Origin of the sequence: Candidatus Leptofilum sp., from assembly GCF_965223525.1 — a bacterium.
Taxonomy (GTDB): domain Bacteria; phylum Chloroflexota; class Anaerolineae; order Promineifilales; family Promineifilaceae; genus Leptofilum.
Map to the genome: position 1 here is coordinate 1,119,255 of NZ_OZ245005.1, position 13,882 is coordinate 1,133,136.

At 50.9% G+C, this 13,882-nt stretch carries 11 protein-coding genes and 1 CRISPR repeat array; of the genes, 3 read left to right on the forward strand and 8 right to left on the reverse strand.

The genetic code is table 11. The features are described 5' to 3' along the window. The first annotated feature begins 81 nt into the window (after positions 1-81). From ACOQPM_RS21825 to ACOQPM_RS21835, 3 genes are all read left to right on the forward strand, one after another. Positions 82-738 (forward strand): FmdE family protein, encoded by a 657-nt coding sequence (locus tag ACOQPM_RS21825; RefSeq protein WP_420632367.1) that lies wholly within the window; start codon positions 82-84, stop codon positions 736-738. 208 nt (positions 739-946) lie between these two features. Next, positions 947-1,846, forward strand: a complete 900-nt coding sequence (locus tag ACOQPM_RS21830) for a hypothetical protein (RefSeq protein ID WP_420632368.1) — start codon at positions 947-949, stop codon at positions 1,844-1,846. Positions 1,847-2,028: 182 nt separating this feature from the next. Beyond that, a complete protein-coding gene (locus ACOQPM_RS21835; protein WP_420632369.1) occupies positions 2,029-4,323 on the forward strand; it encodes a hypothetical protein in 2,295 nt (764 codons plus the stop codon). A gap of 208 nt (positions 4,324-4,531) precedes the next feature. Here the strand turns inward: ACOQPM_RS21835 and ACOQPM_RS21840 are convergent, their stop codons facing one another. From ACOQPM_RS21840 to csx15, 8 genes are all read right to left on the reverse strand, one after another. Beyond that, positions 4,532-5,374 (reverse strand): nucleotidyltransferase domain-containing protein, encoded by an 843-nt coding sequence (locus tag ACOQPM_RS21840; protein WP_420632370.1) that lies wholly within the window; start codon positions 5,372-5,374, stop codon positions 4,532-4,534. 24 nt (positions 5,375-5,398) lie between these two features. After that, a CRISPR array of direct repeats spans positions 5,399-9,111; the repeat unit is 37 nt; unit sequence GTTTCAATCCCGGCGAGCGGGATTTTTGTTTTTCTAC. A gap of 307 nt (positions 9,112-9,418) precedes the next feature. Further along, positions 9,419-9,706: a CRISPR-associated endonuclease Cas2 gene (gene cas2 / locus ACOQPM_RS21845; RefSeq protein WP_420632371.1), complete on the reverse strand. Its 288-nt coding sequence runs from the start codon at positions 9,704-9,706 to the stop codon at positions 9,419-9,421. 57 nt (positions 9,707-9,763) lie between these two features. Beyond that, positions 9,764-10,768, reverse strand: coding sequence for a CRISPR-associated endonuclease Cas1 (cas1, locus tag ACOQPM_RS21850; protein ID WP_420632372.1), 1,005 nt, complete (start codon positions 10,766-10,768; stop codon positions 9,764-9,766). Between the two features lie 48 nt (positions 10,769-10,816). After that, the gene (locus ACOQPM_RS21855; RefSeq protein ID WP_420632373.1) at positions 10,817-11,173 is read right to left on the reverse strand and encodes a four helix bundle protein; all 357 of its coding nucleotides are present in this window, start codon (positions 11,171-11,173) and stop codon (positions 10,817-10,819) included. A 76-nt stretch (positions 11,174-11,249) separates the two neighbouring features. Then, entirely contained in the window at positions 11,250-12,161 is a 912-nt protein-coding gene (locus ACOQPM_RS21860) for a reverse transcriptase domain-containing protein (RefSeq protein ID WP_420632374.1), read from the reverse strand. A gap of 47 nt (positions 12,162-12,208) precedes the next feature. After that, a complete protein-coding gene (cas6, locus tag ACOQPM_RS21865) occupies positions 12,209-13,021 on the reverse strand; it encodes a CRISPR system precrRNA processing endoribonuclease RAMP protein Cas6 (protein ID WP_420632375.1) in 813 nt (270 codons plus the stop codon). Between the two features lie 23 nt (positions 13,022-13,044). Then, positions 13,045-13,473 carry a hypothetical protein gene (locus ACOQPM_RS21870; protein WP_420632376.1) on the reverse strand — a complete coding sequence of 143 codons (429 nt, stop codon included), beginning with the start codon at positions 13,471-13,473 and terminating at the stop codon, positions 13,045-13,047. A gap of 4 nt (positions 13,474-13,477) precedes the next feature. Next, positions 13,478-13,876, reverse strand: coding sequence for a CRISPR-associated protein Csx15 (gene csx15 / locus ACOQPM_RS21875; protein ID WP_420632377.1), 399 nt, complete (start codon positions 13,874-13,876; stop codon positions 13,478-13,480). Between the last annotated feature and the right edge of the window lie 6 nt (positions 13,877-13,882).

A 13,882-nucleotide genomic window follows, 5' to 3' on the forward strand; every position in this document is an offset into this window, starting at 1 on the left:
GTTCACACTTTAAACGAAGGCAATCCTTAACGCCACGACATACGTGCAGGTGCTCACGCACTTGAGTGCGTCAGAATTACAATGACCCCAATTTTTTCTCCTAACTCACCCACCAAAACTGAACTAGAACGGCCGTTACACCCCCTGCTCCCCCAACTTTTAGCCCAAACCGCCAAGCGCCACCACCACTTATGCCCCCGGCAAGTGCTGGGCGTACGCCTGGGACTGTGCGGCCTCATCACCCTGGGGCTGCTCACGCCAAAGGCCACCACACCATTTTGCAACAATAACAAGCGGCTGCTCACCATCGTGGAAACAGATGGCTGCGGGGCCGACGGCATTGCCGTAGCGACAAATTCATTTGTGGGGCGGCGCACGCTGCGCGTGGAAGATTACGGCAAGGTGGCGGCAACTCTGGTGGATACTCACACAGGCCAGGCAGTGCGCGTTGCGCCAACGGCCGTTTCTCGCACGCTCGCCCAACAATACGCCCCCAACCAACCGGATCGCTGGCACCAATATCTCATTGGCTACCAGCGCATTCCTGATGAGCAATTGGTAGCTGTGCAAGCGGTAACCCTACGGCAACCGCTGGCCACCATCCTTAGCCAGCCAGACAAACGCGCGCTGTGCCAACAGTGCGGCGAAGAGATTATGAATGAGCGGGAAGTAGTGGATGGGAACGGCCGTATCCTGTGCCAAACCTGCGCTGGCCACAGCTACTACCTACCCCGTTAACTTTCTGACCCACACCTGATTTTTCCAAACCACATCGTTTATTGTTACATCTTTGTTAGAGGCCTATTAGCCCGTTGTCATGCCGCTGGGTTGCTTCAGAGGTATGCTGTCACTGTTCGAAAAGTCGCGTTTTCCTAGGACAACTTCTCTCGGCTCAGTTGTTTACGGCCGAAGTTCTCCAAACGGCCGTATTCATTGGAGGATTCGTATGTCTGGCTTCATCAAATTTTTCTCCCTTACTTTATTTGTTTTGCTCATTGGTAGTCTGCTTGTTGGCGCAACGGCCTGCTCCGATGTGGGGCCGGAAACCTTTAGTCAAACCCTGGCCGTGGTTGGCGAAGAAGTGGATGAGGCATTAACTGATCCCGATCAGTTGGTTTTTGCTGGGCAAGTTGAGGATGAAAACGGCCGTTGGCTCAATAATTGCGTCGTCGTGCTGTTTAAACACGGGGAGGAGGTTACCCGTACCACAACGGGTTTGCGAGAGAGCGCCTTCTCTAATGAAGGCCCGATGGATGGCGTCTTTGAACTAAGAATTCCCAATGCCTACAAATTGTCAGAAAGCCACGGATTTTATTACTATCCATCTGGAACCCTTGTGGAAATGCACACGATCCCAGGCGTCGTTGGCAATAAATATCTGGGTACCTGGGAAGGAGACCTGCAGCCGTCCGATTTTCGGCGATTCCATGTGCCCTCTAAACAGGCAGAATACGCTGTGGTGGTGCTGCCCATGCCGCTGGATGAACTGCCAGACACGCACCAGCGAGGCAATCTTATCTTCCAGGATGGCATGTTGGTGATTAAACCAGAGGTAGAGAGTGAAGAAGACATGGCGGCAGAGGCAGCAACGGCCGTTCCCCTACCACCTCCAGAAACCAACATCCAGTTCACCCTGCTGCCTAAGAATGACCAAGCGTGGAATCTACAGATGACAGGCTACTATGGCAACCGCTGGGACGTGTGGGAAAAATATGTTGAAGGACGCGGCACAGGCATGAGCTGGGAAACATTCAAAGTAGACGTCCTGTCACATAATCCTCAGCTAGAAGCAGATGGTTTTGTCTTTTATCCTCATCATTCTTATTTACTACCCACCTCGCCATAATCCTCTTCCCTTCCCAAAAGAGCGTGCCTATCTCTAAAACAGGCACGCTCTTTTTTTCAGCATTGAAAAAAGCAATCAAATTATCTATACTCACGGTGCGTTCTGGCCAATCATGTAAACCAGTAACAGCCGTTTCACAAAACAAAATTATATTCCGCCTTTTTGACGCAGGAGTTTTTTGAATGGTTTCATTTAGCAAAAGACGAAAACGAAATCTGGCTCTGGCAATCCTCTTTTTCCTCTTGTTAGCAGTCGTTCCGATTCTCATTTTTATCTATTTGGAAGATAAGACTTGGTTGGTGCTAGCATCAGTCGTAGGCGTTACGGGTCTCATTAGTACCCCGTTCTTCTTTTACGGCCGTTTCCGGGGAGCAGCAGGCGTTGTTGTGGTCGGGTTAATCATCGGTGCAGGTATTTACTTCTTTGGCGACCGTATCTTGCCATTGCTTACGCCATCGTCAGAACCGGGCCTTGAGGTAGCCTCTGAAGAAGGTGAAGAAGGTGAAATTCAGCTTACCGTGCGCGTGATTGACGGTGAAAGCAACCCAATTGACAATGCCCAAGTTCTCATTTTTCATGATGGGCCGCCCAGAAGCCAAATTAGCGATGTCAACGGCGTGGCCATCTTTGACACAAATGAAGCGCAACTAAATGCTCGCCTCGTTGTCAAACATGCAGAGCATGAAATTAGTGAAAAAGAGGTTTCATTAACCGTAAGCGGCAGAGAAGATGTGCAGCTCAGTCGCAAAGATGAAACCCTGGGGCGGGTTATCACCTATGTTGTGGATAATGAAGACGGCCGTCCGCTCAACGGAGCCAGGGTTACGATCATTGCCGACGGCAACGTTTTCCACGACACAACGGACGACACTGGGCTAGCCCGGTTTGAACTAGACTTCCCGACGGGTCAACTAGATGTTGAACTAAACGTCTCCACAGATGATTACATCACCACCAACCGCAGCCTGACCATTCGCCCCAATGATGTACAAAATATTCGGCTGAATGCTGAAGAAGAGACAATTGTTGTCGCCGAAGAAATTACCGTGGCTGAAGAGCCAACGCTGTCCACCTCCTTCACAGCCGCAGCTTCCGCTGAAACAGTTGGGGCAACTGTTGAACCGATTAATGAAGAAGAGCCAAATGATACCCAGGAAAACGCACAAACATTGAGTGCTATTGGTGTGGAAACGCCCGTGCAGGCAACCATTCGAGCAGCAGCAAGCGATGGGGATCCTGGAGATGTGGATTGGTATGAGTTTACGGCCGTTGCTGGCCAAACCTACGTCATCGAACTGTACAACGTCGCCAACAACATTGACCTCGTTTCTCGACGGTACAACTGCTCTGGCTCACGCACCTACACCGGCATGCGTATTATCCTTTATGACCCAGCAGGCAACGAAGTAAACCGCGTTTGTATACCAAACGGCCGTGGCAATGTGCATACCCTGCTTTCTTTTGTGGCTGGCGTGGATGGCACCCACACCTTCCAGGTAGCTGCCCATGCACCAGAAGTTTCTGGTGACTACAGCTTGCGTGTTCTGCCCAGATATGACGATGCGCTTGCCAGGTGGGATGGCAGCACCTATGAACCCAATAACACCCTTGCCAACGCCTTTGCCATTACCCCAGGCCATGAAAATGGGCTCACCAGCGTGCTAGAGTCGCGGAAATCCCGGTACAGCACCAACAGTGGGGATGTAGATGTGTACCGTTTTACGGCCGTTGCTGGGCAATCCTACGTTATTGAACTGTATAACGTGGCCAACAATCTTTCACTCGAATCACACCGCTACGGCTGCGAAGGCAGCAGCCGCACCTATGCGGGTCTTAGGCTCATTGTTTATGACCCGGCTGAAAATGAAGTGGGCCGGCAATGCACGCCCAACGGCGTAGGCAATGTGCATACCATCTACGCCTTCACGGCCGGATCCAGCGGCGACCATTTTTTGCATGTCGCTGCTCACGAGGGCACAGTCTCTGGCAATTACAGCCTTCGCGTACTGCCCCGGCATAGCGAACCAGGGGCTGGTTGGGAAGCCGATACGTTTGAACCCAATAACCAGGCCGCCAATGGCTATGAACTCACTGTGGATGGCGACCCATTGCCAAGCCGCATTGAAAATGCCAGCACCGTTTACAGCACCCGGCGCACCGACGCAGATTGGTACCGCTTTGAAGTTGAGGCAGGCATCACCTACATTGTAGAAATTTCGGACATTGACAGCGGGATTGCCGAAAGTACCTTGCGCTATGGTTGTGAAGGAAGCTCGCGCACCTATTCGGGCTTTTTCTTGGCAATACACGATAACACGGTGACAGAAGTAAGCAGACAGTGTGCCCCCAATGGGTCTGGCACCGTACATACGGCCGTTGAATTTACGGCCGCACGCAGCGGCACTTACTACGCGGTGTTGTACCCACACAACGGCGAAGCCTCTGGCGTCTATACCATCCACGTCCGCCAACAATAATTTTTACCCCAAAACGGCAACCGGTTGTCGCTGATGATGGCCGGTTGTCGCTTTTTTTTGCCACTATCCCCAAATCGAGATTGGCGGATTCGCAATAAAGGGCACATTAAAGGCCGTTTTTAACGATCAACTGCACAATAGCCACCCAACATAGCTTACAGCCGATGCAAAACGCGGCTGAAGCGGACGTTAGGCTGGCCCTAAGTCTTTATGGGTCGCCAGGTGATTTCACCCATTCTTCCCACAATTTCACCCTCTGATTAATGTCTTCTGGCGTTAACTCAGCTTGCGGCTGCACAACAGTGTAGCTTGCGGGCCATTGGGGCATTCCGGCGGGTAGGGTTTGCGCGACGAGTTGTTCATATTTGGGGAACTGCTGTTCAATGCCTCCTGCCATGATAGTTGCCTGAAACTGGGTAAGAAAGTCTGGGTCATGCTTACGCAGGGTGCGAATGGCTTCTTTCTCTCCACGCCAGGGCATCTTCCGCAGGGTAAAGTAAGCTGTCAGGCAGTTGGAAATGCAGTAGAGTAAGCGGCATTGCAACGCCTCCCAATAAAGCGAATCCCCTGAATGAAAATAGCGCAAGTTCTGGGCGTGGTTGTAGGTTACAGAATACCAAGCAGCATACACCTGGTGGTCAAGGATGCTGTCGCACTGGGTTTGGGGGGCAATTTGGTGCAGTTTGGCCAGCCGCCCAGAGACGTCGTGAACGATTTTGCCCTTTGTTATCATAGAGACAAACGCGCCATGCAGCGTATTGGCTTCGATGGTTTGGGGATTCTGAATGATTTGATCTGCGTCTGAGGCGGTCAAGAAATATAGCTCCGTCAAATATCCATTTATTGTTGTAATTATCAAAGACGGCGGCTTGGACATCTCGTTTAGCACAATCAGCAAATCATAGTCGCTGTACGGTTTGAACGTTTCTTGCCCGGTGCTGCCAGCAAGCAATATAGCATCTATTGCCTCTTGTTGTTGCAATCTTGAAATCAGTTCAGTTAAGCTGAGCGTTTCGGTTGCTGAGGGGCTAATTAGCTTTGCGATGTCCATAAATCTCCTTAGCTATTTTTATCATATCCCTCCCCGACGAGCGGGATTTTTGTTTTTCTACCGTAGGAAATGCAGGCAGCGACGTAAAAGAGATACGGGGGTTTCAATCCCGGCGAGCGGGATTTTTGTTTTTCTACACCTGTATATCCACTCCGTAACCGCCGAGTTGGTGGTTTCAATCCCGGCGAGCGGGATTTTTGTTTTTCTACGGCTTTATCTACGCGATGATGCTCGTCGTTGATGCGTTTCAATCCCGGCGAGCGGGATTTTTGTTTTTCTACGAAAACCGAAGAAGCCCTTGTTAAGAAAGCTAAACCTGTTTCAATCCCGGCGAGCGGGATTTTTGTTTTTCTACAGCGAAGAAGAGCCAGAAGGACAAACAGTGCCTACATTAGCGTTTCAATCCCGGCGAGCGGGATTTTTGTTTTTCTACGATATTGACAAGGAACTTTTGAACCGACTGCGTAACCGTTTCAATCCCGGCGAGCGGGATTTTTGTTTTTCTACAATAGGGGTTGAAAGGGACTATCGGCATCTCGAAACGTTTCAATCCCGGCGAGCGGGATTTTTGTTTTTCTACGAATTAATTTCACTAAGTTTAGAAGAAGAACATACAGGTTTCAATCCCGGCGAGCGGGATTTTTGTTTTTCTACCCGTCCTGGACGGTCCGCATGAGTTGCAAAATGCTGAAGTTTCAATCCCGGCGAGCGGGATTTTTGTTTTTCTACCGCCGAGGAAGGTGACGTAGGGGGAACGGCCGTTCATCGGGGTTTCAATCCCGGCGAGCGGGATTTTTGTTTTTCTACCACAACGATTCACGCGGTTCTATTACGATTAAGGCGGTTTCAATCCCGGCGAGCGGGATTTTTGTTTTTCTACGCGCCAATGATCAAGGTTGCAGTCATCACCGGCTCGTTTCAATCCCGGCGAGCGGGATTTTTGTTTTTCTACCGCTGTGGTTGACGCCCACCGCGCTCCCCACCACCGGGTTTCAATCCCGGCGAGCGGGATTTTTGTTTTTCTACCCATAAACATCGAGACCGAAGATCTGGTCAACTACTCGTTTCAATCCCGGCGAGCGGGATTTTTGTTTTTCTACGGTTTCCTCGGAGAGATCTGTAGGAGATACAAATGGTTTCAATCCCGGCGAGCGGGATTTTTGTTTTTCTACCACTGAGTCGATGGTTGACTCAAAACGCCCAAGGATTGTTTCAATCCCGGCGAGCGGGATTTTTGTTTTTCTACGTTTACAGCTCCAGCAGGCTCAGAGATCCATTTCAAACAAGGTTTCAATCCCGGCGAGCGGGATTTTTGTTTTTCTACCACTGAGTCGATGGTTGACTCAAAACGCCCAAGGATTGTTTCAATCCCGGCGAGCGGGATTTTTGTTTTTCTACTTATAGGCTCAGCTCCTCTAGTAGCCCCAATTGATGTTTCAATCCCGGCGAGCGGGATTTTTGTTTTTCTACCATATCGGCTGGTCCGAGGACTACGGTCTCGACCAGTTTCAATCCCGGCGAGCGGGATTTTTGTTTTTCTACTGGTGTTTTCGTTATACATGATATTGGCGCAGCAAGTTTCAATCCCGGCGAGCGGGATTTTTGTTTTTCTACCCCACCAGATGTAAATTTCGCTCATCAGAAAAAAATGTTTCAATCCCGGCGAGCGGGATTTTTGTTTTTCTACTAGGAACGCTAGTGTTTACCAATAGTGGCTACAGTGGTTTCAATCCCGGCGAGCGGGATTTTTGTTTTTCTACCGAGATGGAGCGTCATCGTCGAGGACAGGGGGAAAACCGTTTCAATCCCGGCGAGCGGGATTTTTGTTTTTCTACAAGATCTCCAGCGGATGATCGAGCAGCTTGGTCCTGGTTTCAATCCCGGCGAGCGGGATTTTTGTTTTTCTACACCAACACTCCCACCAATACGCCCACGGTGGCAGCAACATCGGAAGTTTCAATCCCGGCGAGCGGGATTTTTGTTTTTCTACTGTGTGGTATCACCTTGTACACCAAGATAGGCCATGGTTTCAATCCCGGCGAGCGGGATTTTTGTTTTTCTACCATGTAGAAGCTCCGGACTGGGACTTGGAACCCGTTTGTGGTTTCAATCCCGGCGAGCGGGATTTTTGTTTTTCTACTGGTAGCAACTCCTCAGGAAGAAGAATCAGCGCCTATGTTTCAATCCCGGCGAGCGGGATTTTTGTTTTTCTACCATTTTGCGAATCGCACTGGCCGCAACAGGGAATGCCATGGAAAACGGTTTCAATCCCGGCGAGCGGGATTTTTGTTTTTCTACGCAAGACGAGGGCTTTCGCCTGTTTGAAGGTTTGAATTTTGGTTTCAATCCCGGCGAGCGGGATTTTTGTTTTTCTACGAGCACCGCTAGCTCTACTTGGAAAATCGTTTACCACGTTTCAATCCCGGCGAGCGGGATTTTTGTTTTTCTACAGGTGTTAGTCGTTGATCTTTTAGATAATCTTTGATGAGTTTCAATCCCGGCGAGCGGGATTTTTGTTTTTCTACCCATGCAGCCTGAGGATTGTCTCTACGCTTTTGAGGTTTCAATCCCGGCGAGCGGGATTTTTGTTTTTCTACCGGGTTGCTCCACAAACTATCGCCCAGACTGCAAGCCCGTTTCAATCCCGGCGAGCGGGATTTTTGTTTTTCTACCGGGTTGCTCCACAAACTATCGCCCAGACTGCAAGCCCGTTTCAATCCCGGCGAGCGGGATTTTTGTTTTTCTACGAGTGAATCTCCCTGGGGTATTTAATTTGTTGATGGTTTCAATCCCGGCGAGCGGGATTTTTGTTTTTCTACCAGCAGCAATTATTTTTTTAGTAATGATGGTCAAGGTTTCAATCCCGGCGAGCGGGATTTTTGTTTTTCTACCTGGTTGGGTTTATCCTGGCGGCAGTGTTGGCCTGGCGCTATACGTTTCAATCCCGGCGAGCGGGATTTTTGTTTTTCTACACGGAGAGTGGGGTGCCATTTTACATAGCATTCGTTTGTTTCAATCCCGGCGAGCGGGATTTTTGTTTTTCTACCGTTTTGGCCGTGCTCGACCAACGGTTATGGAGTACCGTTTCAATCCCGGCGAGCGGGATTTTTGTTTTTCTACTAGAGATTATGGATACGGATCCTGATACCACCCTAGCTGTTTCAATCCCGGCGAGCGGGATTTTTGTTTTTCTACCATTGGTTCTAGGTATATCAACATATCTCTCCGGCATCGCTACGGTAAACGCACTTAAGTTTCAATCCCGGCGAGCGGGATTTTTGTTTTTCTACTTCGTCCAAAATTAGTGGAGCGGCACCAGAAAAGTAGTTTCAATCCCGGCGAGCGGGATTTTTGTTTTTCTACGTGGCGAAGGCGATACGGACGAAGTCCTAGAAGATAGTGTTTCAATCCCGGCGAGCGGGATTTTTGTTTTTCTACACTGGTTACTACGAATTTTGGCGTATTTGGACAGATATTGTTTCAATCCCGGCGAGCGGGATTTTTGTTTTTCTACTCGATGTCAGCTATTTCCCTCAAGGCGGAGATGTAGGTTTCAATCCCGGCGAGCGGGATTTTTGTTTTTCTACCAGGTGATGGCCTTTCCTTTGAAGGATTTGAGTTATTTGTTTCAATCCCGGCGAGCGGGATTTTTGTTTTTCTACGGGGAAGATACACCAACGAGTTATTACTGTGAAGTAATGTTTCAATCCCGGCGAGCGGGATTTTTGTTTTTCTACCCCAATATCTTGCCGTTCAATTTCTTTTTGGCTTCTATTTTGGGAGTAGACCGCGTAGAATGACCCAATCTTAACATATTTTGCCCCCTTTTGTCACCATTTTTTGACTTTTCCATCACTTTTGCCTTTTGGCGACGGGGACACTCTATTGTGATTTTCCCTTTCCCCGTCGCCAAAACTGCTTAAATGGCCTTTAAAATAGCCTCTTTTTTGCCCCTCAACGGCAAAATGTGGGGGGTACTTGTCCAACCTTGGCGACGGGCTCCAAAACTGAGTATACCCCCCTTCCCCGTCGCCAAATGCTTTTTCAACCTGAAATAATCGCCGGGGGCGGTTCGCCCAACACTTCTCGTCCCCCTGTTGTTTCTACTTTTTGCAGGCAAGTGGCGCACAGGTAATAAAAGCGGACATGATCTTTGCGTGGTTTGATGATGCGCTTAACTGCCTGGCGCATTGCTTTTTCCGCTTTTTCGTCCAGCAAACATTCAAACACACTGTACTGTACGGGCGTTCCATAATCAAGCAGTTTGTTATGCAGCTTGGTGCGCCGTTTGTCGTTACTAATATCGTAGGCGATGAGAATAAATTGAGACATGGTTTTGATTGACGATTTACGATTTTGGATTGACGATTTCGGATTTTGGATTGACGATTAGCGGCTGCGGAAGGGTTTGTATTGGTTGTCTTGGTTGGTGATAGTGCGGGCAAGATGGCGAGCCTGTACTTCAAACAGTTTACGATAGGAAATAGAACGACCTAACTTGCGTGATTTAATTTTGGATTCTAACTTCTCGCTGTATTTTCGCAAGAAAACCCGAAAGCCGCGCGTGGTCAGGCGCACCCCTTCGCTAGCTGAGCCAAATTCAAAATCTTTTTCTTTAAGTAAGCGATGGTTGAGCAAAGACAAAACGAGTGAATCGACGATGGGGGTGCGGAACTCTTCAACCAGATCGAGGGCAAGGGTGGGTCTGCCATATTTTTCGCTGTGGAAGTAGCCCAGGTAGGGGTCTAGCCCAGCGGCTTCCAAGGCGGTCATCATGGCTTGGGTGAGGAAGCTGTACCCCAGGCTCAGCAGGGCGTTGACGGGGTCTTTGGGCGGGCGGCGGGTGCGCTTGTGGAAGTTCCACTGCTCGCCAAACGCTTGGCGGTAGATGCGGAAGTAGGCGCGGGCGGCAGAACCTTCAATGCCCATTAGATTTGCGATTGACGATTTTTGATTTTCGATTTTGGATTTCGGATTTACGATTAGATTGTTTATGCCTTTGGGGTTGATGTGGGGGTGGCGGCGGAGCAGGCGCAGGGCGAGGGTACGCTGGTTGTGTATTTTGGCGGCGATGATGGCCTGGGCCAGCCGTAGGCAAAAGTCGGGGTCGTCGTTGCGGCGGTATTGCTGCTGGCGCAGGGGGAGGTTGCGGGCGGTGGGGGGCAGCAGGCGGCCGCGCAGCCTGCCGCTGCGGTTTACCAGCAGCAGGGGGATTTCGGCTTGCAGCAGCGCGTATAGGGCGGGGGTGGTGACACCAACGCGCCCCACCAGCACCACCTGGGTAACGCGCTGGATGGGCAGGCGCAGCAGCACTTCGTCTGCTTTGGTGACGAGCAGGCGTTGGTACTCTTTTTCCAGGCGGGCGCCGGGTTCAATGATGTAAAGTGTCGGCATGGCGATTTACGATTGGCGATTTTGGATTTACGATTAGCGATTGGCGATTTATGATTTGCGTTTGCGTAGGGTTTTGATGGAGGCGATGGTCATGGCCAGGATTTCGTCGGTTTCTTTGTGCAGAGCCTGTAGTTTTTGTTGGGTCATGAGTTCTGTTTCGATGAGCATTTCTAGCCAGAATAGGGTTTCGTCGGCTTCTTCTTCGACAATTTTGAGCTTGTTGATCATGTCGGCGGTAGATTTGGCGCGACAAGCGGCGCGGTAATTTGAGCCAACGGAGGTGCTGGAACGGATGATTTGTCGGGCAACCACGTCGGCAGCCCGCGTGTTGGGCAGAGCTTCAGTCATTTTGATAATCCGCACGCCGAGCTGCTTGGTGCGCTTTTGAAACTGTTGCTTATCCATTTTGAACTCCAATTTTGGATTTACGATTTGCGATTTACGATTGGTGTTTGAATCGTCAATCTAAAATCGTCAATCGTTAATAGTTCGGGTCATAGGTTTCTATCCAGGGGTCATCTTCATCTTCGTGTACTTCTATGCGCTGGTCGTCGTAGATGTACCAATACCAGCCTTCTTCAAAATGGACGCCAAGGAAGGCAAAGCCTTTGTTGAAGCTGGTGAGGCGGGTTTTGCGGGGTTCGTAACGCAGCTTTAGGCGAGCCAGGGCGTATTTGGTTACCTGGTAGCTGCGCTGCCAATCTGCTTTGTTTTGGCTGAGGACAATGAAGTCGTCGGCGTAGCGCACCAGGGGGAAGCCGTGGTTTTGTAGCCAGGTGTCCAGGTGGTGCAGGGTGATGTTGGCCAGCATGGGGGAGAGGGGTGAGCCCATGGCAATGCCGCGTTCTTGGTCGGGGGCAATACGCCACGATTTGAGCCACAGGTTGATGAGGCGCATGAGGCTGTTGTCTGGCAGGCGGTGTTGCAGGTGCTGACGCAGCAGTTGGTGGTCAATCTGGTTGAAAAAGTCGTCAATGTCGGCATCCAGCACCCAGTGATACCCCTTTTTGCGGAGTTGGGTGATGCGGCGCACGGCATCTTTTACGCCGCGCCCGGGTCGGTAGCCAAAGCTGCAATCCAGAAAGCGCGGTTCGCAGATGGGGTAGAGCTGCTGCAGCACGGCACGCTGCAAGACGCGGTCGGTGAGGGTGGGGATGCGAAGAACGCGCATCTCTGGGGCGTGCCGCTTGGCAATGCGCCGGGTTCGCAAAGGGCCTGGTTTGTATTGGTTGGCGCGCACGGCCTGGCTCAGTTTAACGAGCCGAGCTTCCCAACTGCGCCGCCATTGGGGAATGGTGATGTTGTCGGCTCCGGCAATGCCGGCGTTGTTGGCAATGTCGTCCCAGGCGCGACGAAGGTTGTTTGGGTTGAGGGTTTTTTGAAGAAGATCCATGCGATTTACGATTTGCGATTTTGGATTGACGATTTAATCTGCAATCGTCAATCCAAAATCGTCAATCCCATGCCTTGGGTGGTGTGCTTGCCGCTGCCGCAGTAGGTGGCGTAGCGGGCGAGGATGGCAAGGGTGCGGAGGGTTTCTGCCGACAATTTGTCGGCTTGGCGTTTGCCTGCCCGCAGGGTGATTTTGCCGACGCAGCCAATGGTGAGGCGACGGCCGTGGCGCACGGGAACGGTTTTTAGCTGGTAGTGGCTTACAAATAGCTGCTCTTGCAGCAGCTTTTGGTCTATCGGAGGTAGCTGGCGGGGGGCAAAGTTGTGCCAACGTCGCCACCAGGAGTTGACGAGTGCCCCAGGCAGGGGGAAGGGCAGATAGGCTTCTTGGCCAATGTGGAAGGTGGTGGGTGTTTTGAATTCAAATTGCCAGGTTTGGCTTGGTGGTGTTTTTTCTTCCAGGGTTTGGTAGCTGGTTTGGGCAGCGTAGGGATGTTCCTGGGGCATGAGGGCGATATTTTGGAGCTGCCAGGGGATAGTGGCTAGTTCAACGGTGTCGGGCAGGTTGGGGAGCCAGGTTTCCAGGGCGCGTTGGGTGATTTCTGGGTGCAGGGTGGTGAGGCGCAACCAGGCGGTGTGGCCCTGGCGAATGGTGGTCGTGCCGCGCTGTGGGTGGGGTAGGTCCATGATGGGGGAGAGGGTGAAGGGCTGGTGGCCATTGACCTGGTGCAGGACGTTGGCAATGGCGGGGGCAGTTTTTTGCCATTGTTGGTACCAGAAGCCGTGCACAGCACGACCAGTGCTGCCGTGGATACGGCCGTTTTCTTTTGCGGTTAGTTGTAGAACGATTGAAGATAACATAGGATTGCCTCTCTATTTACGATTTATGATTTGCGATTTTGGATTGACGAATCAATCTCAAACTGTTTGATTTCCAGGGATTTGTCGTCGGTCTTTCTTCCACAAGGGATGGTGAATGTTTCAGGATTGGTAGCATCTTGAATGCGCTTAACTTCTTGAAGGAATTCGGTTGATTTTAGATAGTTTAAGCTATAACGGTCGCCTTGTTTGGCAACCATGCCGAGGTAGCCAAGAATTTCGGCTCTCGAAAAATTTCGGCGTCTTATTTTGAAAGGCACGCCTATCGTTTTCCCTGACTCAGTACAGCTAAGGCGGATGCCAATTTCTTGTTGCAAGTGCTTTTCTTTTTGACGCGTTAAATGAAGTTGCCAAACGGTGTAGGGAATTCCAAAGAACGCAATCGTATCAGCTACAAAACCGAAATAAAATCCAATCGTTTCTAATAGTTCCATTTGTCTATTCCTTGTTGGCTGTGCGCTTAAACCGCGCATCATCCCGCAGTTGCTGTAGGCTGATAATTTCGCCGACCTCGTAGGGTTCGGGGGCATCGTCGTCACTGGGGCGAATGCGGACAAGTTCGGGAAAATGACCCAGACGGCCGTGTAGTTCAGCAAGCAAAACGGCGGTAGCGGGGGCGTGGCCGGGCGGTACGATGAGGATGCGCTGCTGCTGCCACTCAGCACTGGTGAGTGTGATAGTGTTGATGGCTTTTTGAATTTGGGGGGCAAACGGCCGTTCCTGGTCGAAGTGGGGCAGCAGGTCGATGAGTTGGTCGATGGGCTGCCCTTTATGTTGGGAAACGGCCGTTTGTTGGCTGCGGGTGAGTGGGTGGCCGGAGAAGTTGATGATGATCATTGTCTT